Raw genomic sequence first — 25,694 nt, 5'->3', positions numbered from 1 at the left:
GGGCCGACCAGCCCCCCGCGTCTCCGATGCGGCAACCAGTCACGGCCTTTTCATTCCGTTATGCGCTTATTCACCAAGCCGGACGCTCAAGTCATGATGTAAATCAAGCTGGACAGAACAACTGCACCCAGGATCGGCCATAAAAACATGGCCCCATGCCACCCGAACGACCGATTGATCACGGAAAAGTGTAATAGAGCCCCGACCAAATAAAGCGCCACAAACACAAAATGCGCGGGGCTTTCCGCCGCCCAAGCTGGCTCCCCCAACAGCGAATAGATCCACCACCACCCCAAAACAAGGCTGGCGCCCGACCAACTATAGGCCATTCCAAGTGCCAAGGGCGTTGCGCGCACCACATAAAGCCACAGGAATGTCAGCGAGATCATCAGCCCCATCAAGGTGATCGCGCCATAGCCAATTTGATACACCACATCATAGCCAGCCCATTGATACCCCGCCTGCAACAGCAGTGCGATCAACATCATCAAGACAAATGCCTGTTTCATTTCTGCAAGACCTCTCGCACGACCGCATCCAACTCTGCCGCCGCCTTTTGGTTTCGTTCCACTGATCGGTGCAGCTGCGCATTGGAAATCAGCTCTTTCACCATTTCAAAAACCCACCTCATCGCCCGTACCCTCCGCCGGATGGCAGTCGTTCGCGAATAATTGTGGTGATCTCAATCAGGATGGATGAGTTTTTATCCAGCACCGCACGCGTCGCCTGATCCTTTTGCAAATCACGGTAAAGCAGGTAAAATACCAACAGAACCCAAGGCCCGTGTTCAGACACGAGTTTCAGAATTAAGTCACTTCCCACCAGTGCGCCCCCTCGACTTAACCCAATCCACAAGGGCCGCATTGCCCGATGTATCAACGGCTTGCGCCTTTAATGCAGGTTTGGGCCCTGCAATGCCCCGAAAGGAAAGCGGCGTGGAAGGGGGGGGGCTTTGGCCGGCTGCGGCGTGCCCCGTCAGCCCCTCAATATTGCGCCGCACCTCATCCGTGCGCGACAGGGTCGTGGCGATAGAGCGTTGAAACTCCTGCCCCTTCGCCTGATGCCGCGCGCCAAAGTAAAAACTCACAATGGCACCGAGCAGCCACCACAAAGGGTCAGGCACAAGCGAAATCCCCTGCATCCGGGACGCGAACCAAATAGGGTCCACCATCGCCGCCGTAAACAGCCCCAATGTGCCCAAGGCCAGCGCCGGACGAGGCAGGCGATTAAGCCCATCCATAAACCGATCAAACATCCCTTTCTGGGGGTGCATAAATTCGGCGGCATACGCCTCTAACGTGGCGCGGTGCAGATCCACATCGCGCACGGCCCCCGCCTCGCGGTTTTCCACAAACACCTCTGCGGTGTCACGGATCACATTGCGCCCGCCGCCAAAGAGAATATTGAAAAGTGATCCCATTACCCCCATTTCGCGACCCTCTCACGATGCTCTTTGTTGGAAAGGTGATATTTTGGCGCAATGAATTCCTCGGCCCGGCGGATCCATCCACCTTTTCCGCCATCCTTACGCCGCGCATATTTGCGCGATGCGGTGCGTTGATCGGCCAGACGGTAATAATAATTGCGCCGTTCAATCCCATAGGCATCCGCCAGATGGTCCGGTGCCGCCGCATGGGCCAATCGCGCCGCCCCAAGGGTTTGCGGCCCCAAAGCGCCATCAACAGCGGCGCGAAACCCCATCTTGCCAAGAAGGCGCTGTAAAATCCGCACCGCATTGCCGCCAGAGTTGACATACATATCAAACACCGACGCCTGAAGCGGCAGGGGCAATTCAGCGATGCGGGGACGTTTGAAATAGTGACGCACAAAAATGTCGCGCGCCTGATCGCGGCTCAATGCCTTCACGTCCTGCGTCGTGACCTTCCCGTCCCCGGTCAGATCAAGCCCAAGCCCGCGCATTGTATGGATTGTGACACCGTATTTGGTCGCGCCCCCCGGGTCACTGGGGTCGTTCACATAGCCGCCTTCGCGGGCAATGATCTCATCTGCGATCTCGTCAACGCTTTTCATCCGGGCCTCTCCCCGCGGTTCAACACGGGGATAAGGCTGGTTAAATTACGTTAAGATTGTGGAAATCAGGAGGACGGCTCCACATACACGCCGGTTTCTTTCAGGCTATCAAGCACCTCTTTTGGCATGTAATTCTCATCATGTTTGGCGAGAATTTCCGAGGCCACAAACACCCCGTCCACATAAGATCCGGTGCCAATCATCCCTTGGTTTTCACCAAAAAGATCAGGCAACACGCCGGTATAGCTGACCGGGATCACTTCGCCACCATCTGTCACCGAAAAAGTCACCGTTTCGCTTTGCCCGCGCACAATGGACCCATCGGACACCAGCCCGCCCATGCGGAACACTTCGTTTGGCGCAGGCGGTTTCGCGATCACTTCGGTCGGGGACCGGTAATAGTTGATCCCATCCTGAAGCGCATAGCCGATCAAACCGGTCGAGATTGCCAACGCCACAAAGGCCAAAGCAATCACCTGAATGCGGCGCGTTTTCTTAAGGTTCTTCATCCCAGCCATCCGGGACACTCCTTTCACATCCCTTGCAACAAGGGGCTAAACTGTTTCCCAGGCAATACGCCTTACGGGAAAATCGGTGCCAACATCAGCCCCGTGGTTTCATCTTCGCCCAGCATCAGGTTCGCGTTTTGCATCGCTTGTCCCGACGAGCCTTTGCACAGGTTATCCAGCGCCGAGACCACCATCGCACGACCTGCGATCCGGTCCGCGACCACGCCAATGTGACATTGGTTTGATCCCGCCACCTGCCCCATGCCGGGCATTTGCCCCATGGGTAGCACGGTCACAAATGGCTCGTCTTGATACGCATCAACAAGCTCTGCGTGTATTTCATCCGCATCACCGCGCACATAGCAATCCGCCAAAATGCCGCGATTGACCGGCACTAGATGCGGGGTAAAGATGATGCGCACATCACGTCCCGCCAGCTTTGAAAACTCTTGATCAAACTCGCCCAGATGCCGGTGCTTGCCACCCTGCGCATAGCCCATCACATCGGTAGAGCGTTCGGCAAACAGCATGTTTTCCTTCAATGACCGCCCGGCCCCGGACAACCCGTTTTTCAAATCACAAATGATCGTATCAAGATCAATCAAGCCCTTGGCAATCAACGGATTAAGCGCAAACTGCACGGTCGCCGCGTTGCAACCCGTGCCCGCCACCAAACGCGCATTTTTGATGTCTTCGCGGTAAAACTCGGTCAGGCCGTAAACAGCGGTTTTTTGCAGCTCCGTGGCCACATGGGGCGCGCCGTACCATTTCTCATATTCCGCAGGATCGCGCAGCCGGAAATCCGCGCCGAGGTCGACCACTTTCACATGCTCAGGCAGATCACGCACCAAGGCCTGCGACAGCCCATGGGGCAACGCAGCAAAGGCCAGATCGACGTTCGAGAAATCAATCTGGTCCATCTTCACCAAAGTCGGCAGCTCCAGATGGCGCAGATGCGGATAGACCTCTGCCATCTCCATCCCGGCCTTACGGTCAGCCGACAGCGCAACAATTTCCATTGTTGGATGGGTGGCGATCAACCGGACAAGTTCCGCACCCGTGTAACCAGACGCGCCAAGAATAGCGATTTTGTGGGTCATCATGACCTCCTACGAGTTTCAAAAGATCTAAGGGTTTTGATTGCGGTCTTCAATCAGGCTGCTTCAAACGTGATCTTTCGTCGCAAGAACTGTGTTGCGCGGTTCGAGACTTTTTCCGGGTTTCCCGTGGTCAGGAACTTGCTGCCCGTGCCCGTGCCGCGCATTTGTGGGTGGCGATCCAGATAATCGGCCAGACTGTCAGCGACAAGATTGGCCTGGCTAAAGACTTTCACACCCTCGCCCAAGGCCGCCTGGAATTCCTTTTCCATCAACGGGTAATGGGTACAGCCCAGAATGGCCGCCTGCGGGGATGGCATTTTCCGTTTCAAAGCATCCACATGGCTGTTCACCAAAGCTTCCGCCAAGATCATGTCACCGTCTTCAATGGCATCAACCACACCGCCGCAAGCCTGCGCCTCGACGTCCACACCAATGGCGCGGAACGCAAGTTCACGCTGAAAGGCCCGGCTGGAAACGGTGGCGGGCGTGGCAAACAGCGCCACATGTTTCACCTCGACCTCGCGCGGTGGGGAATTATCCCCCCAATCGCGTTCGGTCATCGCCTCAATGAGGGGCACAAACACCCCAAGCACACGTTTGTCAGACGGGATCCAGCTTTCCTGCATTCGGCGAAGGGCCGCGGCCGAGGCGGTGTTACAGGCCAGAATCACCAGATCACAGCCCTGATCCCACAGCGCCGACACCGCCTGCGTGGTCAAATCATAGATATTATCCGCATCCCGCACCCCATAAGGCGCATGGGCGCTGTCGGCATAATAGACGAAATCCACATCTGGCAGACGCTTGGCCACCGCATCCAGAACCGTCAATCCGCCCAATCCTGAATCGAAAATCCCTACCGCCATGCGCCTCGTCCTTCTGCTTTTGCCTGCGTAGTCCGCCCCCGCAACTGGGTTTGGAACGTTCCACAAGGCATAGGTCGAATTTAGGCGGAAATCTATGGTGGATTTAAGATACGCGGCAGATTGCATCAGCCTTGCAGCATTGTGGTTTCAATACAAAAATGGCCGCGCCCCAACAGGCACGGCCAATTTCACCAACGTCCCTATCTGCGCGGGTTATTCAGCGGCGTGCTGGGCGCCGGCCCCCTCGCGCAACTCAGCCAGAAGGGACTCGCGGGTTTTTGCCGCTTTTGCCGCGGTTTCGGCCTTTACCGGTCCAAATCCACGGATCTCAAGCGGCAGCTGTGCCAAAGCCCGCGCCGTGGACAGGTTGTCCGCCGTCAACAGCGTCATCACCACGTCAATATCCGCCTCATATTGCGCAATCAAAGCCCGCTCCATTTTGCGCTCTTCCGTGCGGCCAAATAGGTCAAACGACGTACCACGCAGGGTCTTCAGCCGCGCCAGCATTGGCGCCAACTTGGCAAACCACGCGCCAAATTCGCGTTTCTTCGGACGACCATTGGCATCCACCCCCCCAAGGATCGGCGGGGCCATGTGGTATGACAGGGTCAGATCGCCATCAAACTCAGCCTCAGCCTTGGCGCGGGTGTCACAGATCAGGCGCGCCACCTCATATTCGTCTTTATATGCCAACAGCTTATGATAACCGAGCGCCACCGCTTCGCGCAGCTCTTCTGGTATCTTCGCCACCAACGATGCGTACCGATCCGCGTAAGCCGCGTCTTGGTATTGGGTCAGATGATCCACGCGGAAGGCGATCTTTTCCTCAAGCGTTTTGGGCGGTTCAACAACGTCTGCGTCGACATATCCGTCCGCCTCAGCAGGATGCAGATAGGCCCAGCGCCCAATGTCAAACGCGCGTTTGTTGCGATCCGGCGCTTGGCCATTTAGGTCAATCGCGTGCATCAACGCCTCAAACGTCAGCGGCACAAGGCCCGCCTGCCAGCTCGCGCCCAGCACCATCATGTTGGAAAAGATGCTGTCCCCCATCAAGATGCGGGCAAGCTCGGTTGCGTCAAACAGGCTGACACGGTCGCGCAAGCGCGCCTCTAGCGACAATTGCAAACGATCACCGGGGATGGTGAAATCCTTGTCGCGGGTGAATTCCCCAGTCACGGTTTCATGGCTGTCGACAATCGCACCGGTGCGGTCCGTTTTGGTCAGACCAAGCGTGGTCGAGGCCGCCGAAACCACCAGATCACAGCCAATCAGCGCGTCACATTCGCCCGTGGCCACACGGATGGCCGAGATATCATCGGGCTTTTCCGCAAGGCGCAAATGCACGGTGACCGCGCCGCCTTTTTGCGCAAGCCCGGCCATTTCCATCATGCCAGCGCCCTTGCCATCAATATGCGCCGCTTGCGCCAGAATGGCACCAATGGTCACAACGCCGGTGCCGCCAACGCCGGTGATCACCGTGTTGAAGGTGCCGTTGATGGCGGGCAAGTCGGGGTGTGGCATATCCGGCAAATCAAGCTCTGCTGTGGCCGCCTTTTTCACCTTGGCGCCAGAGACAGACACAAAGCTGGGGCAGAACCCGTTTACGCAGCTAAAATCTTTGTTACAGCTGGATTGGTCAATCGCACGCTTGCGGCCCAGTTCGGTTTCCAGCGGCACAATCGACACACAGTTGGATTGCACACCGCAATCGCCGCAGCCTTCGCAAATGTCCGGGTTGATGAAAATCCGCTTATCCGGATCGGGGAAAAGCCCGCGTTTGCGCCGACGCCGTTTTTCGGCGGCACAGGTCTGGATATAAAGGATCACAGACACGCCCTTGATTTTGCTAAACTTTCGCTCAACCTCCAACAGCTCGTCTCGGGTGTGATGGGTCAGCCCCTTGGGAAAGGCTGCCAGATCCACGTCTTCTTTGTCGTCATACACCAGCGCAATGTGATCCACGCCCGCTGCCTGCACCTCGCGCGCAATGCGCACCGCGTCCAAACCGCCCTCGTTTTCCTGACCACCGGTCATGGCAACCGCATCATTATAAAGGATTTTATAGGTGATATTGGCATCTGAGGCGAGGGCAGCGCGCAGGGCTAAAATACCAGAGTGGTTATAGGTCCCGTCGCCCAAATTCTGGAACACATGCTCGGTGGTGGAAAACGGCGCTTCGCCGATCCAATTGGCCCCCTCGCCGCCCATCTGGGTGAACCCAGTGGTCGAACGGTCCATCCATTGCACCATGTAATGACAGCCAATTCCGGCATACGCCCGCGTGCCTTCAGGCACTTTTGTGGATGTGTTATGCGGGCAGCCTGAGCAGAAAAACGGCAGGCGTGCGGCAATATCCGACGCGTTATCCGCTTGTTTCGCTTGTAGAATTTGATCCAGCCCGGCTTTGACCGCATCGGTGCCGCGCCCCTCGTCGATCAAGATCCCACCCAGCTTTTCGGCAATCATCATCGGATCAAGCGCATAGCGGGTTGGGAACAGTTCCACCCGTTTGCCGCCCTCCCACAGATCGCCTTTGTGCCAGCCAAACACGCGACGCCCTTGGCGATTGTCAAACAGCGCTTCTTTGATCTGCACTTCGATCAGTTTGCGTTTCTCTTCGACCACCACAACCAGATCAAGCCCCTCGGCCCATTCCTCAAAGCTTTGCATATCCAGCGGAAAGGTTTGGCCGACCTTATAGGTGGTGATGCCAAGGCGTTCGGCCTCCGCATCATCAATGCCCAAAAGATTGAGCGCATGCACCAGATCAAGCCAGTTTTTACCCGCCGCGACAAAACCGATCTTGGCCCCGGGTTTGCCCCAAACACGACGGTCAATGCGGTTGGCGCGGGCAAAAGCCTCGGCCGCGAAGCGTTTATAATCAATCATGCGGGCTTCTTGCGGGATACGGTCATCCATCAGGCGAATGTTCAACCCGCCCTCGGGCATGTCAAAATCGGGGGTGACCAGCTGCATCCGGTCCGGGCGGCCATCGACCACGGATGTCGCCTCAACCGTGTCTTTCATCACTTTAAGACCGGCCCAAACGCCCGCAAATCGGCTAAGGCCGTAGCCGTAAATACCAAAATCAAGGATTTCCTGCACACCTGCCGGGGATAAAACAGGGATATAAGCGTCCACCATCGCCCAATCCGATTGGTGCAATACTGTGGAGCTTTCGCCGGTGTGATCATCGCCCATCGCCATCAAAACGCCACCATGCGGCGAAGAGCCGGCCATGTTGGCATGGCGCATCACGTCGCCAGTGCGGTCCACGCCCGGCCCTTTGCCATACCACAGCCCAAAAACCCCATCATGGGCCCCTTCACCACGCAATTCCGCCTGTTGGCTGCCCCAAAGAGCGGTTGCGGCGAGGTCTTCATTCAGGCCCGGATGAAAGAGAACGTCGTTTTCTTTCAACACCTTGCTGGAACGCCCCATCCACAAATCCACCGCCCCAAGGGGGGATCCGCGATACCCGGTGACATAACCCGCCGTGTTCAGCCCTGCGGCTTTATCACGGGCCTTTTGCATCAACATCAGGCGCACCAAGGCTTGGGTTCCGTTCAACAAAACCTGTTCTTTGGTCAAATCAAAGCGATCATTCAGTGTTATTTCTGGCTTGCCCATGGCGCCCTCCCTGACGAAATGGATATCTGGCTTAGGGGTATAATAGGTCAAAAAGCCTGACCTAACAAATCATTTCTGCGTGCATTCCCCATTGGCAAATGTGATGAATTTGAGGATAACAGAACGGAAATGTTTTCGCGCTAACAGCTTAATGGTTCTTGCTTCATGGATTGGGATAAACTCAGAATATTTCACGCGGTTGCGGATGCGGGGTCGCTGACCCACGCAGGTGACGCGTTGCATTTGTCGCAATCTGCGGTGTCCAGACAGATCCGGGCGCTTGAGGAAAGCCTGAATGCTACCCTGTTTCACCGCCATGCCCGCGGACTGATTCTCACGGAACAGGGTGAGCTTTTGTTTGACGCCACCAATGCCATGGCCCAACGGCTCGAGGCCGCCGTGGCGCGTATTCGTGACAGCAAAGAAGAAGTGTTCGGCGAGCTGCGCGTCACCACCACCACCGCCTTTGGATCCCTTTGGCTGGCCCCACGTTTGCCGAAATTCTACGAACAATACCCGGATCTTTCGATTGATCTGATGTTGGAAGAACGTGTGCTGGACTTGCCAATGCGCGAAGCTGACGTGGCCATCCGCATGAAAGAACCCAGCCAGGCAGACCTGATCCGCAAACGGTTGATGGATGTGCATATGCGCCTTTACGCCGCCCCCAGTTACTTGGAAAGCTATGGCGCGCCGGAAACGCTTGGGGATTTAACCAAACATAAGATCATTTGCCAAAGCGCATCTGCCGCACAAGTCAGCGCTGGCGCCGCCTTGGTGCAGGAACTTTTGGCCTATGGTGTGAAATCCAGCCTGACGATAAATAATTATTTTGGCGTTCTTCAGGCGACATTGAATGGCTTGGGCATCGGTATTTTGCCTGATTACATCATTCAAAACTTCCCCGAACTCAAGCGTGTGCTGCCCCAAGCCGAAAGCAAAGACATCCCCGTATACCTCGCCTACCCCGAGGAATTGCGGTCGGCCAAACGCATTGCGGCGTTTCGCGATTTTGTCACAGAAGAGATTTTGGCGGAGCGCAAACGGAAAAATAGCTGAGTTGCCAGCGAGTTGCATTCTTTCTTAGGTGATCCCCGCAACAGCTATGCGCAAGGTGCATAGCCGCAATGCAGCATTATCCCTTGATCCATCACTTCCCGCCCCCTAAATCAAACTCAAAGCCGAACACGGGGCTTAGGCCTCTCGGTTTTTACCTCCCTGTTGGACTTGGCCGGGCGCTGCCCGGCCTTTTTTTTGCCCAAGCGAAACCTCCCCCAAAATCAACACACCCCATGATGCTGCATTTGCTCGGCTTGCCCTTGCTAATAGGCTTCCCTAACCGCCCCTTTTCCCATATGAGAGGCCGCAACTGCCAATGCGCACGCGAACTCACCAACGCGAGGCGCCATAAGGGGATCCGCGCGAGATGCAAGAACCAGCCATCACCACCGACCTGATCGAAGCCCACGGGCTGAAGCCTGACGAATACGAATTGCTTCTTGAGATCATCGGACGTGAGCCAAGCTTTACCGAACTGGGTATTTTTTCGGCCATGTGGAATGAGCATTGTTCATATAAATCCTCAAAAAAATGGCTGCGCACCCTGCCCACCAAAGGTCCACAAGTCATCTGTGGCCCCGGCGAAAACGCTGGCATCGTGGATATTGGTGACGGTCAGGCCGTGGTGTTCAAAATGGAAAGCCACAACCACCCGTCGTATATCGAACCCTATCAGGGCGCGGCCACCGGCGTTGGCGGCATTCTGCGCGACGTCTTTACCATGGGCGCACGTCCCATCGCGGCGATGAACTCGCTGTCGTTTGGCGAGATTGACCACCCGAAAACCAAAACATTGGTGAACGGTGTGGTCGAAGGTGTCGGCGGGTATGGCAACTGTTTTGGCGTGCCCAATGTGGGCGGCGAAGTACGCTTTCACCCGGCTTATAACGGCAACTGCCTTGTGAACGCCTTTGCAGCAGGGCTTGCGGACACGGACAAGATTTTCTACTCGGCCGCCAGCGGTGTGGGGATGCCCGTTGTGTACCTCGGGGCCAAAACCGGCCGGGACGGCGTTGGCGGTGCCACCATGGCGTCCGCTGAATTTGACGACACGATTGAGGACAAACGCCCCACGGTGCAAGTTGGTGATCCCTTCACCGAGAAACGCCTGATGGAGGCCACGCTTGAGCTGATGCAAACCGGCGCTGTGATCTCGATCCAGGATATGGGGGCCGCTGGCCTGACCTGTTCGGCCGTGGAAATGGGCGACAAAGGCGGGCTGGGCGTGAAGCTCAACCTCGAAGATGTGCCCCAGCGCGAAGAAAACATGACTGCCTATGAGATGATGTTGTCAGAATCTCAGGAACGCATGTTGATGGTGCTGAACCCCGAACTTGAAGATGCCGCCCGTGCGGTGTTTGAGAAATGGGATCTGGATTTTGCCATCGTCGGTGAAACCCTGCCCGATGATCGCTTTTTGATCATGCACAACGGCGAAGTGAAGGCCGACCTGCCGCTGTCGCCCCTGTCGGGCCGCGCCCCGGAATACGACCGCCCATGGGTGGAAACCCCTGCCGTGGATCCGCTTGCGGATGTGCCGGAAATTGACGGGATCGACGGGTTGAAAGCTTTGCTCGCCACGCCCAACTATGCCGCCAAAAACTGGGTCTATGAACAATATGACCACATGGTGATGGGCGACACGGTACGCGCACCGGGGCTGGGCGCGGGCATTGTGCGCGTGCATGGCACCGACAAAGCGCTGGCGTTCACCTCGGACGTGACCCCGCGTTATGTGAAAGCAAACCCATTTGAGGGTGGCAAACAGGCGGTGGCCGAAGCGTACCGCAACCTGACCGCCGTGGGGGCCAAGCCTTTGGCAACAACAGACAACCTCAACTTCGGCAACCCCGAAAAGCCCGAAATCATGGGCCAGTTTGTGGGCGCGATCAAAGGCATCGGCGAAGCAGTTGCGGCCCTTGATGTGCCGATCGTGTCGGGCAACGTCTCGCTTTACAATGAGACCGACGGCGAAGGCATTTTGCCAACCCCAACCATTGGCGCCGTTGGCCTGCTTGAGAGCCTTGATGATCTGATCGGTGGCGACGCACGCGACGGCCATGTCGCGATGATGATCGGCGATATGGAAGGGCATCTGGGCCAATCCGCTTTGCTGGCCGAAGTGTTTAACCGCGAAGACGGCGACGCACCACATGTGGATCTGGATCTTGAGAAAAAGAACGGCGAATTCATCCGCAACAACCGTGACCTGATCAAAGCCTGCACCGATATCTCAGACGGTGGTCTGGCGATGGCGGCGTTTGAAATGGCCGAGGCGGGGGGCGTTGGCGTACAGCTTGATGCCTCTGACACGCCAACGCTTTTTGGCGAAGATCAGGGCCGTTATCTTGTGGCGTTGAACTTTGATCAGGCCGAAGGCTTGATGCTGGCCGCGGGCCAAGCGGGTGTGACGCTGACCTCGGTTGGGCGCTTCACCGGCGACAGCGTGAAACTGGGCAGCTCGGAAGCGACATTGGAAGAACTGACCGGGGTTTACCGCACCGGCTTTGACAAGGCGCACCGTTAATGGCTGAGGGGGACCCCGCGCAAATTCCCGCGCTGAGCGCTGATTGCTCGTCCTGCATGGGCATCTGCTGTGTGGCCCCCAGTTTTGAAAAAGGGGCGGAATTTGCGCTGAGCAAACCCGCCCTGACCCCCTGTCCGCATCTGAATGACAAAGACCGCTGCAAGATTTATCGCAACCTCGATTGGCACGGGTTTGCCGCCTGTGGGGCCTTTGATTGCAAGGGGGCTGGGCAGTATTTGACACAGGTGGTGTATCCCGGAAAACACTGGCGCGACGGCCCGGCGTTAAAGGCTGAAATGGCGGAAACCTATCGCCGGTTGCGCCGCGTGCATGACCTGATCGAAGTGTTCACGCTTGCCAAATCCCTGCCGCTTGACGAACGTCAAGAAACCGCGCGCCAGACCGCGCTTATATCATTGGCACCAGAGGATGGATGGACGGCTGAGGGTTTGATTGAGGCAGAAGCCGCCGGGCTGTTTGGTGACATGCAAAAGACCCTGCGATCCTTCCAAAGTGCCTATGCCCGCAAATAGGACCCGTAAATAGAGCCCGAAAATATAGGGGATGACGACAAATACCGGAAAACTAGTTTTCTAGTTTTCTAGTTTTCTAGTTTTCTAGTTTTCTAGTTTTCTAGTTTTGAAATTCCGAGGGGCCACAGCCCGGTCAACCGCAAAACATCGCTTCTTACCTTGAAGCCACCGCCCTGCCGACTTAGATTTATTCCAAACGCGACTTGATAAAGGATCACGCCACATGGCCATGGAAGCGCAACAGATCGAAGACCTGATCCGCGCGGGATTTCCCGACGCCCAGATCACCATCACCGACCTTGCGGGCGACGGAAACCACTGGGCCGCCGAAGTGATCGACGAAAGCTTTCGCGGCATGAACCGCGTGCAACAACAACGCGCGGTCAATGCCACGGTGAAGGCGCAGATCCACAGCGGAGAGTTGCACGCGCTGGCGCTGACGACAAAGGCGCCTGAATGAACCTTCCGAATTGGGTTGTTTCAGTTGCAGCTATTTCCATATTCTCCGGATTGGTATTGCTGAAGCTGCGACCCTATATCACTCAATTGAAAAAAAGCGCCAAGGCGCGTGAGGACCAAGACAATGACTGACGCAAAAACCCGTATCGACGAAACCGTAAAAGCCAACGATGTTGTGCTTTACATGAAAGGCACCAAAGACGCGCCGCAGTGCGGGTTCTCCTCGCGCGTGGCGGGTGTTTTGAACTTCATGAGCGTGGATTACGCTGACGTGAATGTGCTGGCAGACGAAGAAATCCGTTCGGGCATCAAAGATTACTCTGACTGGCCAACCATCCCACAGCTTTACGTCAAGGGCGAATTTGTGGGGGGCTGTGACATCATCACCGAAATGATGTTGTCGGGCGAGCTGGACACGTTGTTTGACGACAATGGCGTCGCGTTTTCAAAAGACGCTGCGGACAAAATCCGCGAAGCCAACGCGTAAGCCGTTCAACAATCATTAAAAAAGGGCGATCCTAATGGGTCGCCCTTTTTTGTTTTCCACATGAATTCAGCTGGCTTTTCGGCCGATTATCCGGCGGCTTTTTCCTCAACCGACTTGGCCATCGCCTCGGCGCGGGCGGCAATTTCAGCCAAACTGTCGGTCACAGACGCTGGGATCACCGGGACCTCAACCTTTACAGGATCCGCTGATTTCAGTGCAGACATCTCGGCCTGCAAATCCGCAATCTGCTTTTCAGCGATCTTCAATTTATCATCCAGACCAGCGGTTTTATCGGCGAGCATCAACCCGGACATCAACAACAGGCGGCTTTCGGTCAGATGCGCAATCTGCCCCACCAGAACCGAGGCCTCAACGTCCAACATCGCCGCGGCCGATTTCAGGAAATGCTCTTCGCCTTCTTGGCAGGCCACATCAAATTCGCGTCCGCCGATTTTGATAATCACGTCAGGCATCTGCACTCTCCTTGGCGTTGGCATCTTCGATCAAGCCGGTCAATTCGCCCAGCACCGCATCCAGTTCCACACGGTCGGCGTTTTGTGCCGCACGCAGGCCTTCCAGTTCTGCCATCATGGATTTGTTGATCAGATGGGGTTCCGCGACACCTTGGCTCACCGCTTGACGCAGCGCATCATTGTTGGACCGCAGATCGTTGTTCACCTGGCGCAGCTTGGCCAATGTACGTTCTTCGGTTTCCAACAGCGCACGCAGGCGATCAACTTCGCCCACCAGTGTTTCCACGGTGCTGTCTTGCTTTTCTTTAATCGCTTTCACGCGCTCTTCGAGTTGCGCATTCACGGTGCGCTCTTCCTCTAGCGCTGCGGTCAATGCCGCCACTTCGCCCGGCTCACTGGCCCCTGCTGGTGCAAGCGCGCCCAAACCGGCGCTGATGCGTTCCAGCGCGGTGGTGATGCGTGTCTCCAGTTCGGAAATATCGCTCATTCTCTGCCCTGTTTACTATCACGTTGCCCCCGACCTTTGGCTTTCATCGGCGCAAAGGCAAGGCGAATCGCCATTTGCGGGGAATTACGCCCATATTAGCCAAAGCGTTTGGGAAATGCGCCCCTTGGTTTGTGTCCAGTTTTCCAAAGACTTGGCCCAAGTGGCTCACCTTGGCTTGACCCACGCAAAATCACTGTTAAACCCCTTGCAAACCTTCCCTAGCCAAAGGATCTGGGCCTTGGATATCGCTACACTTCGCTCGAACCACCCTGACCACTGGAACAAAGCTGCTGCTATCCGCGCCTTGACGCTGGATGCGGTTGCTGCGGCCAATTCCGGTCACTCTGGCATGCCGATGGGCATGGCGGATGTTGCCACGGTGCTTTACGAAAACCACCTGAAGTTTGACGCCTCTGCGCCGCGTTGGGCGGACCGTGACCGGTTCATCCTGTCGGCAGGGCACGGCTCGATGTTGATCTATTCATTGCTGCACCTGACCGGCTATGAAGATGTAACGCTGGAGCAATTGAAAAACTTCCGCCAGTGGGGCGCGATCACAGCAGGCCACCCGGAATTTGGCCATGTGTCCGGCGTTGAAACCACCACCGGCCCGCTGGGTCAGGGCATTTCCAACGCGGTTGGCTTTGCGATGGCAGAGGAAATTCAGCGCGCCCGTTACGGCAAAAAGATCGTCGATCACTATACTTACGTGATTGCGGGTGACGGTTGCCTGATGGAAGGCATCAGCCAAGAAGCAATCGGGATTGCCGGCCGTCATGAGCTGGGCAAATTGATTGTGTTCTGGGACAACAACGACATCACCATTGATGGCAAAGTGTCGCTTTCGGATCGCACCAACCAAGTGCAGCGCTTTAAGGCCTCCGGCTGGCATGTGATTGAAATCGACGGGCACAACCCCGAAGAAATCGACGCCGCCATCACCAAAGCGAAGACCACCAAAAAGCCGTCGATGATCGCGTGCAAAACGCATATCGCGCTGGGTCACGCCGCTCAGGACACCTCAAAAGGTCACGGCGCGCTGACCGATCCTGAGCAGATGAAAGCCGCAAAAGAAGCCTACGGTTGCCCCCAAGATCCCTTCACCATTCCGGCCAATGTGAAAGCGGCTTGGGAAGCCATCGGTGCCAAAGGCGCCGAGGCCCGCACCGCCTGGGAAGCCCGTTTCGCAAGCATTTCAGAACGCAAACAGGCCGAGTTCAATCGCGCCTATGCCCTTGATGCACCTAAGAAATTATCGGCTGTGATCCGTCAGCTGAAAAAACAAGTTGCCGAAGAACAGCCCAAAGTTGCCACCCGGAAATCCTCCGAAATGGCGCTGGCCGTGATCAACCCGGTGATGGGTGAAACCGTCGGCGGATCTGCTGATTTGACCGGATCAAACAACACCAAAACCGCAGACCTTGGCGTGTTTGACACCGACAACCGCAAAGGGCGCTACGTCTATTGGGGCATTCGCGAACACGGCATGGCGGCGGCGATGAACGGCATGGCGCTGCACGGCGGAATGCGTCCCTACGGCGGCACCTTCTTCTGCTTCACCGATTACGCGCGCCCTGCGATGCGTTTGGCGGCCCTGATGGGCATCCCAACCGTGTTTGTCATGACCCATGACAGCATCGGCGTGGGCGAAGATGGCCCAACCCACCAACCGGTTGAGCATCTGGCGATCTGTCGCGCGACCCCCAACAGCTTTACCTTCCGTCCCGCCGATACGGCAGAGACCGCAGAGGCTTGGGAAATTGCGCTGACCGAGAAAAACGTGCCCTCGACCATGGTTCTGACCCGTCAAAACCTGCCGACCCTGCGCACCGAGTACAAACAGAAAAACCTTGTATCACAAGGGGCTTACGTGCTGGCGGATGCGGAATGCGGCAAGCGTCAGGTGATCCTGATCGCCACCGGTTCCGAAGTGTCGCTGGCGATGGACGCGCGCGCGAAACTCGAAGCCCAAGGCATCGGAACCCGCGTTGTGTCGATGCCCTGCATGGAGCTTTTCGCCCAGCAGGACGAAGCCTATCGCCGCAAAGTTCTGCCCGCTGGCCCCGTCCGTGTGGGCGTGGAAGCGGCCGTGCGCGATGGCGGCTGGGACCGTTGGCTTTTGGGCGAACGTGGCCGCGACGCCAAGGCGGATTTCGTCGGCATGACCGGCTTTGGCGCCTCTGCACCTGCGGATGTTTTGTACGAGAAATTCGGCATCACGGCAGATAATGTGGCCGAAAAAGCCAAAGCCTTGCTTGCCTAAACGGTATCAGATTTCGGGGGAATTCCGACCCATCCGAAAATCGAAAATCCTTGAAACGCCCCGTCTTATTGGCGGGGCGTTTTCTTTAAAGCGTGTTGCGTTTTACAGATTTAAGAATGTAACAAAAAACGCGTTTGAGCGCCGCGAAAGACAGCGCATTTTTGTTTCCGGTTTAACGCAACACGCCTTAAACTGTTTAAAGGTCGATGTCGCAAAACATTAAACTGTTTAAAGATTTCACCCCCAAAACTGTAAACTCTTTAAAGGGAACATTCCGCGAAACTTTAAACTGTTTACAGGCGGTGTGATTTCGCGTTTTGTGCGGTTTCGGCCCATCGTTCGGCCTGATCCTCAGCAAGACCGAAGGGAAAGCCCCAAAATGTCCGACAATATGCGCGGCGCGTTTTTCATGATTTTCGCAATGGGATTATTTGCGCTGGAGGATATGGCCCTAAAGGCCGCCGCCCGCGACATTCCAATTGGTCAGGCGGTGGCGCTGTTTGGCGCCTTGGGATTGGTTGTTTTTGCCCTAACGGCGCGCGCGCAGGGGGAACGGGTTTTGCATCCGGATCTGCTGTCGAAAGTGTTGATCATCCGGTCCGTGTTTGAAATTGGCGGGCGGTTGTTCTTTGCGTTGGCGATTGCGCTGACGCCGATTTCAAGCGCCTCGGCGATCCTGCAGGCCACGCCCTTGGTGGTGGCTTTGGGCGCGGTTTTTGTGTTTGGAGAGCGGGTCGGCTGGCGGCGCTGGCTGGCGATCTCTGCCGGGTTTATCGGCGTTTTGATGATTCTACGCCCGGGGTTGGAGGCGTTTGATCCCTTGTCGATTTTTGCCGTCCTGGGGCTGTTGGGCTTTGCGGGCCGCGATTTGGCGACGCGCGCAAGCCCCGTGTCGATGACCGCCGCCCAATTGGGTGTGGCGGGGTTTGCGGTTTTGACGGCGGCGGGGCTGGTGTTGATCGGCTTTGGCGGGGTTAAACCGATGACTTTGGCCAGCTGTGGCTATGTGGGTTTGGCGACCGTTGTGGGGGTTGTGGCCTATACCGCGCTGACCCGCGCGATGCGGGTGGGGGAAGTGTCGGTGGTCACGCCGTTTCGCTATTCCCGGTTGCTTTTTGCGCTGGTGATTGGGGTAAGCTTTTTTGGCGAGCGCCCGGATATGATGACGCTTTTGGGCAGTGCGGTGATTGTGAGCAGCGGGCTTTTCTTATTGCAGCGGTCGCGAAAGTAAGGGGCGCTGCCCCTTGCCCCGGGATATTTATGACAAGAAAAAAGAGCCGTGGGTCACGCGTTGCCTTTGAACACGGCGGCCCAAATGGGGGCAATGATCCGTGTGGCGACGGGGATGATCATCACGCCGAGGATCAGGCCAAACACGCCATCAAGGGCGGCGGTGACGGCCCATGTGACAAAGCCCGCAAAGCGTGGAACCCGTTGGGACGCGTTTTCGGCGATGTGGTGGATGGGTTCATAGGGCCAGTGCATTCCCAGTTCGTGCAAGCCGTGGATGATGATCGAGCCACCGACCCAGATCATGGCGGCGGTGCCGATGATCATCAACAGCTTCATCAGCGTGGGCATGAACCGCACCAGGCCCAGACCAAAGCGGCGGGTGAGTTTCATGCGGCCAGAGCGTGCCAGCAGCAGGCCAAAATCATCCATTTTCACAATGAGCGCGACCGCGCCGTAAACCGCCACGGTGATGCCAATACCCGCAATCGCCAGCCCGCCCGCTTTGGCGTAGATTGATCCGTCGGGAAGGGCCGCGAGGATGATGGTCATGATCTCGGCCGACAAGATGAAATCGGTTTTGATGGCGCCGGCGATTTTGCTTTCCTCAAGATGCGCGGGATCGCCTTTTGGATGTTCCGCGTGGTCCCATGTGTGGTCTGTGGGGAACAGCACATGCCAGACCTTTTCGGCGCCTTCAAAACACAGGTAAGCCCCACCCAGCATCAACAATGGGGCGATCAGCCAAGGGGCGAAGGTTGAGAGCAGGAGGGCGACCGGCAAGAGGATCAGCAGCTTGTTTTTGATCGAGCCCCAAGCGATACGGCCGATAATGGGCAGCTCGCGCGCAGGGGCAAAGCCTTGCACGTATTTCGGGGTCACGGCGGCGTCATCAATCACGGCCCCGGCGGCTTTAACCCCGGCTTTTGCGGCTTGGGCGGCGACATCATCCACGGAGGCGGCGGCGACTTTGGCGATTCCGGCCACGTCATCAAGTAGGGCAATTAATCCGCTCATGTCATCTTTTCCCGTTCTTGTGCTGATCGGCGACTGTGTTTGGGCGAATCCTAACGATTGTACGGCCCCAGGCAACCGTTTGATCCCCGATTGCACGCCCGGCTGCGCAACTTCGTGACTGTTTGCGCCCCAAGATATTTAACGAATGCACTTACGGGTGTTGGCCGGGGCACACGGGTTTGCGCTAACAGGTCATGTTTTCGCTAACAAGCTGGCAACAATCGCGTTTTCCGAGTTGGACCAACCCGCCTGCCCGTCTATACCCTGCGCAAAGTCTCTATAGGGCCGCGGGGCGTGGTCCGGAACTCAAGGGGTAATTCGATGACCGTTAAAGTCGGTATCAATGGTTTTGGTCGCATCGGCCGCTGCACATTGTCACAAATCGCAGCGTCTGGCCGCACAGACATTCAAGTTGTCAAAGTGAACGCCACCGGGCCGCTGGACACAGCAAAACACCTGCTGAAATACGACTCGGTTCATGGGCGTTTTCCGAACGAAATCACCCTGGGTGAGGGCACAATGGATGTGGGCCAAGGCCCGATGCAGATGATGTCGACCTATAATATGGAAGAGCTGGATTGGTCTGGCGTTGATGTGGTTCTGGAATGCACCGGCAATTTCAACGATGGCGACAAGGCGCATCAGCACATTGTGCAGGGTGCCAAAAAGGTGCTGATCTCAGCGCCGGCCAAAAACGTGCAGAAAACCATCGTTTACGGTGTGAATGATGACGAGCTGACCGCGGATGACGTGATGATTTCAAACGGATCCTGCACCACCAACTGTTTGGCGCCGATGGCCAAGGTGCTGCATGGCGCCTTTGGCATCGACAGCGGCATTATGACGACAATCCATGCCTATACCGGCGACCAACCCACGCTGGACCGTCGCCACAAGGACCTGTACCGCGCGCGGGCGGCAGCGATGTCGATGATCCCGACCTCAACCGGGGCGGCCGCCGCCTTGGGCGAAGTGCTTCCGGCGCTGAAAGGCAAGCTGGATGGATCCGCCGTGCGCGTGCCCACGCCGAACGTCTCTGCCGTGGATCTGACCTTTGTGGCGGAACGCGACGTGACCCTGGACGAGGTGAACGCGGTGATGAAAGCCGCCTCTGACGGCGCCATGAAAGGCGTGCTGGGGTACAATGACGAAGAGCTGGTGTCGATTGACTTCAACCACTCGGAAGAAAGCGCAATCTTTGCCGCGGACCAGACCAAAGTGACCGGCAACCGCCTGGTGCGCGTGCTGGGTTGGTACGACAACGAATGGGGCTTTTCGACCCGCATGGCCGATTTGGCCGTGAAGATGGGCAGCCTTTAAGCCACTTTAAATATTAAAGAAATACCCCCGATGCTGCGATGCACCGGGGGTATTTTTTTGCGGCTGTGTGGGCTTTGTGTGAAGTCGCTGCATGCGTTCCAAGGTCCGCTTTCGGCACATGACAGTCATTTTAGTTCAACGTCACTTGCTTCTCGCTCAGCATATTGAGTGTTTTCTCCGCACCCTGTTGATCAGCTGACAAAACACCCCGCCTGATGATCTCAACCTCATATCCCCGCTGCCGTGCCGCAAGTGCCGTCTTGGCAACGCAGTAATTCGTGTCCAGCCCAACAATGCGAAGTTTTCCGACGTCGAGTTGCCCGAGGAGGCTATCGAGTTCTTTGGTCTCAAACGCATCCTGAACACGTTTCACCACAATGTGGTCGGCAAGATCTTCGAATGGTGTCGCTAGTTCGGTCCCCGGCGTCCCTTCAATCGCTTGCCCTTTCATCAACAGCCTCGCCACGGCCTTGGTCGAAGGAATAGACCATTCCTGGCGCACTGCGATGACGGGTAGACCGCTGGACTTGGCCGCCTCTACCTCGGACAGCACCTGCGCCTTTGCATTTTCTCTTGCAGTTTCATCGAATATGCCCGCGTCCCAGAAAACAGTTTGAAGATCAATCATGAGCAGCGCAGTGCCTGATCGCGCGTCAATAGGGTCGCCAGAACTGACCGCACCAATCTGCCTAATACCATTTACAAACCAAATGGTTACCCCGAAGATAGCGAGGGCTGGTAGGCTCCAGATCATATCAATCGCTTTCTATATTTGATTTCAGTTTCTCGATCAGCGCCGTGACAACCTTGAGGGCGGTTTCGACCTCGGAGGTGTTCAGCCCCGCACTCATTGATCTGACAAGCGACATTTCGCGGCCAATAACATCTTTGATCAACGCGCGCCCCTGATCAGTCAATGTAATGATGGCGGATTTCTTGTGGCGGGGATTTTCGCACCTGACGGTCAGATTATCCGCAAGGGTCTCATTCACCATTAACTGAACATATTGTCTGTTGATCTCAAGTTTCTGCGCAATGGCAGGAACGGTAGCTTCATCTTCAGCGTAGAGAATTTCCAGAACGGCCCGTGTCCTAACAGTCAACCCAGTGCCATCCAGTCCTAGCTCAACAGCATTCTCCGCCGCCTGCATCAATGGGCGCGACATCCAAATGAGTTTGTATATTTGCTCCGACTTCATCATGACAGTATCAATGTCATAATGACATGTACAATGTCAAGACTGACTGTGCAGCCATTTGTTCAGTTCGCGGCATCCGTCACTCTGGACTCATAGCCGCCATCTGCCGCCCAAAGCCGCGCCATATTCCTTCCCCCAAACACACTCCCCCATAAGCAGCGATGCGCGCCGCATCCACAGCCCCCCATCCACACGCCCCCCTTGCCCCCATCCGCCAACACTGCGAAACTGTGGCGATGTGACAGGAGCATATTCGTGACAAACCCCATCGCCATCTTTCTCGGCATCGTGATTGTTGCCTTTTTCGGACTGGATTTTACCCTGTTTGACGGGGAAAACTCGTTATTTCTGGCCAAGAAGTTCACGGAATTCACAGAATGGTTGGCCTTTTGGCGTTAACCTCCAGGGCTGGCAGTCATAAACCTGTGTAAACGCCTGACCCACGCCCCCCCGATTGGGGCGATCCATCACCGTTCACATTCCGCGTAAAATCCCCCGACCACGGTCGGTTTCGCTTGACCTTTGGCTGAAAATGCACATGTTAGCGCTAGCATTTTATATAAACTTCGGATCATGAAGGATCACGCATATGACGGTTAAAGTGGCAATCAATGGGTTTGGCCGGATCGGTCGTCTGGTGCTGCGCGCCGCGTTGGAACAGGGCCGTGACGACATCGAAGTGATCGCGATCAACGATCTGGGGCCCGTAGAGATGAACGCGCATTTGCTGGAATTTGATTCTGTGCATGGGCGGTTTCCCCACGCGGTCAGTTTTGGCGAAGATTGGATCGACGCTGGCCGTGGCAAGATCAAAGTGACCGCCATTCGCAACCCCGATGACCTGCCCTGGGCGGATGTGGACATCGTGATGGAATGCACCGGGATTTTCAAAGGTGACAAGGCGCTGGTGCATCTGGGCAATGGGTCCAGCCGCGTGTTGGTCTCTGCCCCGTCATCGGGTGCGGATAAGACCATTGTGTATGGGGTGAACCACGGTGATTTGACCGCCAATGACGTGCATGTGTCGAACGCCTCTTGCACCACAAACTGCCTGACCCCGGTTGTGAAAGTTCTGAATGATGCGATTGGCATCAACAAGGGCTTTATGACCACCATCCATTCTTATACCGGCGACCAGCCGACGCTGGACACGCTGCACAGCGACCCTTACCGCGCGCGTGCTGCCGCGATGAGCATGATCCCCACCACCACCGGTGCGGCCAAGGCCGTGGGTCTGGTGATGCCGGAACTTGCGGGCAAATTGGACGGGGTGGCGATCCGTGTGCCAACGCCGAATGTATCCTGCGTGGACCTGACCTTTGAGGCCAGCCGCGACACATCGGTCGAAGAGATCAACGCCGCCATCCGCGCCGCCGCCAGCGATGGCCCGCTGAAGGGGGTTTTGGCCGTGACCGACAAGCCGCTGGTGTCGATCGACTTCAATCACGACCCCGCAAGCTCCAGCTTTGCCACGGATCAGACCCGTGTAATGGACGGCAACATGTGCCGGATCCTGACTTGGTATGACAATGAATGGGGCTTTTCCAATCGGATGCTGGACACGGCGGTTGCGATGGGGACGTTTCTGTAAGGGGCCAACCCACTGAATTCTCAAAGCTTTACACTGAAAAGCCGGGGCATTCTCCGGCTTTTCATCGTGGATAACCAAGACCAGACGTCTCGCAATGGTTTACTCTGGTGCCGTTTCAATCATTGAGCGGCGGAGCTTGACCTCGCTAAACCACCCTGCAAGATGTGGGTGCTTGGCCTGCCAATCGGGGTGAAACCCATTAGATTGCATCAAATCCAGCCCAGCCGCCAATGCCATACCACGAAAGGTTGCAAAGTCTGGCAAATCCATCTTCTGTGCAACCCGCTCAAGAGACATCAAACAACGCAGAGAGCGGTCCCTTTCGACATCGACAAGAAACATCGATCGCATCGATATTTCACGGCGGTTTTCACGCACCCAACAGGCAATTCCATCCATAAAACCCAAGATCTGCCCCTCTTGAGAAACAGCTTTGACGTCGAGTGGCGGGATGGAAACGACGTCGGGGTTGGTCGATTTTTTGGTTAAAAAATCATAGATATAGCGCGCCTCTGTGATCACCAGCTCGCCGACAACCAGCGTCGGCACGCGCCCCACAGGGCTGTGGATCAGCACAGGGTTATCTGGAGCACGGTTCGCAGCCATCCTTTCTTCGACCTCAGCCATTTTTCCGGACTCTCTCGCAGCCATCCGTGCGACCCGGGCAAAAGGCGAATTCGTTGAATAATATAAGATCATGGAAACGACCGGATGCTCCCCTCAGCCAATTTTGGCGAGCAGCTTTTCCTTCACTTCAGGTGTGACAAATTTCGACACGTCCCCATCAAGCTTGGCGATCTCTTTCACCAGTTTCGATGCAATCGCCTGATATTTCGCCTCAGCCATCAGGAACACTGTTTCAACCGAGCTGTCCATCGCGCGGTTCATGCCAACCATCTGATATTCATACTCAAAATCCGTCACAGCCCGCAGGCCGCGGATGATGATCTGCGCGCCGACATCTTTGGCGCAATGGATCAAGAGGTTCTCAAACGGGTGGGCAATGATCTCGGTTCCGGTTTCCGCCGACAGTTTGGCGCATTCTGCCTCGACCATCGCAACACGTTCCTCAAGCGAAAACATCGGCCCTTTGCCGGTGTTGATCGCCACGCCAATCACCAGACGATCCACCAGCGCACAGCCGCGGCGAATGATGTCGGTGTGCCCAAGGGTGATCGGGTCAAAGGTTCCGGGGTAAAGACCAACGCGCATATCTGTGCCTCCTGTTTACCCGGCGCACGCAACTATATTGCGCGTGGTATTACAAGTGTTTTGGCGCCGATACGTGTTTCTACGTAGCGGCACCAGATGCGTTTGAACGCGGTCTTCGCTGGGGATCAGTATCCCATGATCATGTTTTTCAGCGCATCCGCCTGTTGGCTCAGCTCATCCAGCCGCGCCTTGACCACATCGCCAATGGACACCAGGCCAACCATTTCGTCGCCTTCCATCACCGGCATGTGGCGAAAGCGTTTTTCGGTCATGGTTTGCAGCACCTGAATGGCGCGATCCCCCGGCTTACAGCTGATCAGCTTGGCGGTCATAATGCTGTCGACCGGATCGGCCAGACAGCTGGTGCCTTGGGATCCCAGCGCGCTGACCACGTCGCGTTCCGACAGGATTCCGGCCGGATGCACACCGTCTTTCGACACAATCACCGCGCCGATTTTCTTGTCCGACAACATCTTAACCGCATCGCCAACGGAGGACCCGGGCTGTACGGTGGCCACACCGTCGATGGATTTGTCTTGAAGAATTTGGCTGATGAGCATGTTGGCTCTCCTGATGTGAATTTATTTTATGTCCCCAGCGTCACCCTTAAAGCAACAATATGTCAAGCAGCATCCATCAGTTAAAGCGTGCCGCCATAAACTTAAATCCCGCGCTTTGGGCGAACCGCCCACAACATGAAGAGGTTTCGCCCGCTTCGCCGTTTCCCTGCGCTGGTTAAAGGCGGGACGCATTAGGGGGCACCAACCCCTCTAATCGGGCCACTTCGTCGCGGATCCCCTGTGCCAGCTCTTCGGCAACACGGTGAAAGCGTTCCACCCGCGCATCGCCTTCGTGGCGCACAAGGTAGAAGGATCGGGTGATCGACAGGGCATCTTTCAGCACGCGCCTCAGATCTGGGGCAAACGGCAGGATGAAATCATGGGTGATCCCCACCCCGCCGCCTTCCCGCACCATGCCCAGCTGAACCGCCACAAGGTTCGAGGCCAGCTGTACCCGGTCAATGCCCAGTTTGGTCAGAAAGTCGAGTTCAGGATAGAAAATCATGTCTTGGATATAGCCGACAATCGGGTGTCCCTTGAGATCCTCTAACCGTTCCAGCGGCGGGGCGTCGCGCAAATACTCCCCACTGGCCGCCAGATGCAGATGGTAATCCGTCACCCGCTGCACCGTCAGTCGGCCGGCTTGCGGCGGGCTGACCGTGATCGCCATATCCGCCTCGCGCTTTGACAGGTTGATCACCCGTGGCAAGGCGACAATCTGCAACTCCAGCTCCGGATGTTCGCGCTGAATACGCGCGCAAACCTGCGGCAGGATATAGCTCGCACAGCCATCCGTGGCGCCAATACGTACCTGCCCAGAGAGTTGCCCCGACTGCCCCTTAAGCTCATCCGCGCCAGATAAAACCGCCTGCTCCGCCCGTTCTGCGTGGGCCAACAACCGCGATCCCGCTTCGGTCAACGCATAGCCTTGCGGGGATTTCATAAACAGCCGCGTGTTCAGATCCGTCTCAAGCTTTGACACCCGCCGCCCCACCGTGGCCGCATCCCGCCGCAGCGTTTTGCCCGCCCGCGACAGGCTTTCATCACGCGCCACCGCCAAAAACACCTTGAGATCATCCCAGTCCATATCACACGCCCCGTCCCACGCAGCCGCAGCCCATTTCTTTTTCTTGCGCCCAAT

The 25,694-nt window shown here is 56.6% G+C and carries 28 protein-coding genes; 10 read left to right on the top strand and 18 right to left on the bottom strand.

Features of this window, described 5'->3' with window-relative positions:
- Positions 1-86: 86 nt before the first annotated feature.
- The 9 genes from KKW20_RS06595 to KKW20_RS06560 form a co-directional block, all read right to left on the bottom strand.
- Entirely contained in the window at positions 87-509 is a 423-nt protein-coding gene (locus KKW20_RS06595) for a hypothetical protein (protein WP_214567083.1), read from the bottom strand.
- The gene (locus KKW20_RS16620; protein WP_281422134.1) at positions 506-631 is read right to left on the bottom strand and encodes a hypothetical protein; all 126 of its coding nucleotides are present in this window, start codon (positions 629-631) and stop codon (positions 506-508) included. The genes KKW20_RS06595 and KKW20_RS16620 overlap by 4 nt, the downstream gene beginning before the upstream one ends.
- Positions 628-822 (bottom strand): hypothetical protein, encoded by a 195-nt coding sequence (locus tag KKW20_RS06590; protein WP_214567082.1) that lies wholly within the window; start codon positions 820-822, stop codon positions 628-630. Before KKW20_RS06590 ends, KKW20_RS16620 begins: the two co-directional genes overlap by 4 nt.
- Positions 812-1,429 carry a holin family protein gene (locus KKW20_RS06585; protein WP_214567081.1) on the bottom strand — a complete coding sequence of 206 codons (618 nt, stop codon included), beginning with the start codon at positions 1,427-1,429 and terminating at the stop codon, positions 812-814. The genes KKW20_RS06590 and KKW20_RS06585 overlap by 11 nt, the downstream gene beginning before the upstream one ends.
- Positions 1,420-2,031, bottom strand: coding sequence for a holin-associated N-acetylmuramidase (locus tag KKW20_RS06580; protein WP_214567080.1), 612 nt, complete (start codon positions 2,029-2,031; stop codon positions 1,420-1,422). Before KKW20_RS06580 ends, KKW20_RS06585 begins: the two co-directional genes overlap by 10 nt.
- Before the next feature lie 65 nt (positions 2,032-2,096).
- Positions 2,097-2,540, bottom strand: a complete 444-nt coding sequence (ccmE, locus tag KKW20_RS06575; RefSeq protein ID WP_214567321.1) for a cytochrome c maturation protein CcmE — start codon at positions 2,538-2,540, stop codon at positions 2,097-2,099.
- Positions 2,541-2,611: 71 nt separating this feature from the next.
- Positions 2,612-3,640: an N-acetyl-gamma-glutamyl-phosphate reductase gene (gene argC, locus KKW20_RS06570; protein WP_214567079.1), complete on the bottom strand. Its 1,029-nt coding sequence runs from the start codon at positions 3,638-3,640 to the stop codon at positions 2,612-2,614.
- 53 nt (positions 3,641-3,693) lie between these two features.
- Positions 3,694-4,506, bottom strand: a complete 813-nt coding sequence (gene murI / locus KKW20_RS06565; RefSeq protein ID WP_214567078.1) for a glutamate racemase — start codon at positions 4,504-4,506, stop codon at positions 3,694-3,696.
- A 213-nt stretch (positions 4,507-4,719) separates the two neighbouring features.
- Positions 4,720-8,136 (bottom strand): indolepyruvate ferredoxin oxidoreductase family protein, encoded by a 3,417-nt coding sequence (locus KKW20_RS06560; protein WP_214567077.1) that lies wholly within the window; start codon positions 8,134-8,136, stop codon positions 4,720-4,722.
- A gap of 165 nt (positions 8,137-8,301) precedes the next feature.
- Here KKW20_RS06560 and KKW20_RS06555 point away from each other — a divergent pair, with 165 nt between their 5' ends.
- The 5 genes from KKW20_RS06555 to grxD all read left to right on the top strand — a co-directional run bounded on the left by KKW20_RS06555 (position 8,302) and on the right by grxD (position 13,201).
- The gene (locus KKW20_RS06555) at positions 8,302-9,195 is read left to right on the top strand and encodes a LysR family transcriptional regulator (RefSeq protein ID WP_214567076.1); all 894 of its coding nucleotides are present in this window, start codon (positions 8,302-8,304) and stop codon (positions 9,193-9,195) included.
- A 367-nt stretch (positions 9,196-9,562) separates the two neighbouring features.
- A complete protein-coding gene (gene purL / locus KKW20_RS06550; RefSeq protein ID WP_214567075.1) occupies positions 9,563-11,722 on the top strand; it encodes a phosphoribosylformylglycinamidine synthase subunit PurL in 2,160 nt (719 codons plus the stop codon).
- Complete coding sequence (locus KKW20_RS06545; protein WP_214567074.1) at positions 11,722-12,255, top strand: hypothetical protein; 534 nt, start codon at positions 11,722-11,724, stop codon at positions 12,253-12,255. The genes purL and KKW20_RS06545 overlap by 1 nt, the downstream gene beginning before the upstream one ends.
- A 223-nt stretch (positions 12,256-12,478) precedes the next feature.
- Positions 12,479-12,715: a BolA family protein gene (locus KKW20_RS06540; RefSeq protein ID WP_214567073.1), complete on the top strand. Its 237-nt coding sequence runs from the start codon at positions 12,479-12,481 to the stop codon at positions 12,713-12,715.
- Positions 12,716-12,838: 123 nt separating this feature from the next.
- The gene (gene grxD, locus KKW20_RS06535; RefSeq protein WP_214567072.1) at positions 12,839-13,201 is read left to right on the top strand and encodes a Grx4 family monothiol glutaredoxin; all 363 of its coding nucleotides are present in this window, start codon (positions 12,839-12,841) and stop codon (positions 13,199-13,201) included.
- 86 nt (positions 13,202-13,287) lie between these two features.
- Here the strand turns inward: grxD and KKW20_RS06530 are convergent, their stop codons facing one another.
- Both KKW20_RS06530 and KKW20_RS06525 read right to left on the bottom strand, forming a co-directional pair.
- Positions 13,288-13,674 carry a cell division protein ZapA gene (locus KKW20_RS06530; RefSeq protein WP_214567071.1) on the bottom strand — a complete coding sequence of 129 codons (387 nt, stop codon included), beginning with the start codon at positions 13,672-13,674 and terminating at the stop codon, positions 13,288-13,290.
- Positions 13,667-14,161: a hypothetical protein gene (locus KKW20_RS06525; protein ID WP_214567070.1), complete on the bottom strand. Its 495-nt coding sequence runs from the start codon at positions 14,159-14,161 to the stop codon at positions 13,667-13,669. The genes KKW20_RS06530 and KKW20_RS06525 overlap by 8 nt, the downstream gene beginning before the upstream one ends.
- Positions 14,162-14,399: 238 nt before the next feature.
- Between KKW20_RS06525 and tkt the strand changes: the two genes are divergently transcribed.
- Both tkt and KKW20_RS06515 read left to right on the top strand, forming a co-directional pair.
- Positions 14,400-16,424: a transketolase gene (tkt, locus tag KKW20_RS06520; RefSeq protein ID WP_214567069.1), complete on the top strand. Its 2,025-nt coding sequence runs from the start codon at positions 14,400-14,402 to the stop codon at positions 16,422-16,424.
- Positions 16,425-16,803: 379 nt separating this feature from the next.
- Complete coding sequence (locus KKW20_RS06515) at positions 16,804-17,655, top strand: DMT family transporter (RefSeq protein WP_214567068.1); 852 nt, start codon at positions 16,804-16,806, stop codon at positions 17,653-17,655.
- 53 nt (positions 17,656-17,708) lie between these two features.
- On the opposite strand, the gene KKW20_RS06510 is transcribed toward KKW20_RS06515, so the two are convergent.
- Positions 17,709-18,671 (bottom strand): DUF808 domain-containing protein, encoded by a 963-nt coding sequence (locus KKW20_RS06510; protein WP_214567067.1) that lies wholly within the window; start codon positions 18,669-18,671, stop codon positions 17,709-17,711.
- A gap of 321 nt (positions 18,672-18,992) precedes the next feature.
- Here KKW20_RS06510 and gap (KKW20_RS06505) point away from each other — a divergent pair, with 321 nt between their 5' ends.
- Positions 18,993-19,991 (top strand): type I glyceraldehyde-3-phosphate dehydrogenase, encoded by a 999-nt coding sequence (gap, locus tag KKW20_RS06505; RefSeq protein ID WP_214567066.1) that lies wholly within the window; start codon positions 18,993-18,995, stop codon positions 19,989-19,991.
- Positions 19,992-20,121: 130 nt separating this feature from the next.
- On the opposite strand, the gene KKW20_RS06500 is transcribed toward gap (KKW20_RS06505), so the two are convergent.
- Positions 20,122-20,745, bottom strand: coding sequence for a cysteine hydrolase family protein (locus KKW20_RS06500; protein ID WP_214567065.1), 624 nt, complete (start codon positions 20,743-20,745; stop codon positions 20,122-20,124).
- Between the two features lies 1 nt (position 20,746).
- Positions 20,747-21,157, bottom strand: coding sequence for a MarR family winged helix-turn-helix transcriptional regulator (locus tag KKW20_RS06495; protein WP_246534488.1), 411 nt, complete (start codon positions 21,155-21,157; stop codon positions 20,747-20,749).
- A gap of 288 nt (positions 21,158-21,445) precedes the next feature.
- On the opposite strand from KKW20_RS06495, the gene KKW20_RS06490 reads away from it, so the two are divergent.
- Together KKW20_RS06490 and gap (KKW20_RS06485) are read left to right on the top strand one after the other, a co-directional pair.
- Positions 21,446-21,589: a hypothetical protein gene (locus tag KKW20_RS06490; RefSeq protein ID WP_214567063.1), complete on the top strand. Its 144-nt coding sequence runs from the start codon at positions 21,446-21,448 to the stop codon at positions 21,587-21,589.
- Between the two features lie 190 nt (positions 21,590-21,779).
- Positions 21,780-22,781 (top strand): type I glyceraldehyde-3-phosphate dehydrogenase, encoded by a 1,002-nt coding sequence (gap, locus tag KKW20_RS06485; protein ID WP_214567062.1) that lies wholly within the window; start codon positions 21,780-21,782, stop codon positions 22,779-22,781.
- 99 nt (positions 22,782-22,880) lie between these two features.
- Here gap (KKW20_RS06485) and KKW20_RS06480 read toward each other — a convergent pair whose 3' ends face one another.
- The 4 genes from KKW20_RS06480 to KKW20_RS06465 form a co-directional block, all read right to left on the bottom strand.
- Entirely contained in the window at positions 22,881-23,480 is a 600-nt protein-coding gene (locus tag KKW20_RS06480) for a glutathione S-transferase family protein (protein ID WP_214567061.1), read from the bottom strand.
- A 21-nt stretch (positions 23,481-23,501) separates the two neighbouring features.
- Complete coding sequence (coaD, locus tag KKW20_RS06475) at positions 23,502-23,993, bottom strand: pantetheine-phosphate adenylyltransferase (protein WP_214567060.1); 492 nt, start codon at positions 23,991-23,993, stop codon at positions 23,502-23,504.
- Between the two features lie 125 nt (positions 23,994-24,118).
- A complete protein-coding gene (locus KKW20_RS06470) occupies positions 24,119-24,553 on the bottom strand; it encodes a CBS domain-containing protein (RefSeq protein ID WP_214567059.1) in 435 nt (144 codons plus the stop codon).
- Between the two features lie 175 nt (positions 24,554-24,728).
- Positions 24,729-25,640, bottom strand: coding sequence for a LysR family transcriptional regulator (locus KKW20_RS06465; RefSeq protein ID WP_214567058.1), 912 nt, complete (start codon positions 25,638-25,640; stop codon positions 24,729-24,731).
- Positions 25,641-25,694: the final 54 nt, after the last annotated feature.

This window comes from Aliiroseovarius lamellibrachiae, from assembly GCF_018599245.1.
Classification (GTDB): Bacteria; Pseudomonadota; Alphaproteobacteria; order Rhodobacterales; family Rhodobacteraceae; genus Aliiroseovarius; species Aliiroseovarius lamellibrachiae.
Note: the sequence above shows the minus strand (reverse complement) of the source record. Positions and strands in the feature narration are given on the sequence as shown.